The organism is Paenibacillus sp. EKM211P (genome assembly GCF_011066175.1).
GTDB lineage: Bacteria > Bacillota > Bacilli > Paenibacillales > Paenibacillaceae > Paenibacillus > Paenibacillus polymyxa.
In genome coordinates, this window is record NZ_JAAMNS010000109.1 from 1 (window position 1) to 211 (window position 211).

The following is a 211-nucleotide window of genomic DNA, read 5'->3' on the forward strand; positions in this document are numbered from 1 at the left end:
CGGTTCAAGTACCCGCGCGCCACTCCGACTCCGCCGATGACCAGCTCGCCCAGCACCCCGACCGGCACCGGATTCAGATGCGCATCCACGATGTAGAATTTCGCATTCAGCCACGCTTTGCCGATCGGCACATGGCCTGTTTGCGGCAGCTTCGCTAGCTCCTCGTCGTAGAAACTGGAGTCGATCGCCGCTTCCGTCACGCCGTATGCGT

At 62.1% G+C, this 211-nt stretch carries 1 protein-coding gene; it reads right to left on the reverse strand.

Going from position 1 to position 211, the window contains the following annotated elements:
• Window positions 1-211: AMP-binding protein (locus tag G9G57_RS25590; protein ID WP_164965705.1), on the reverse strand; the 211-nt coding region annotated here is incomplete at both ends.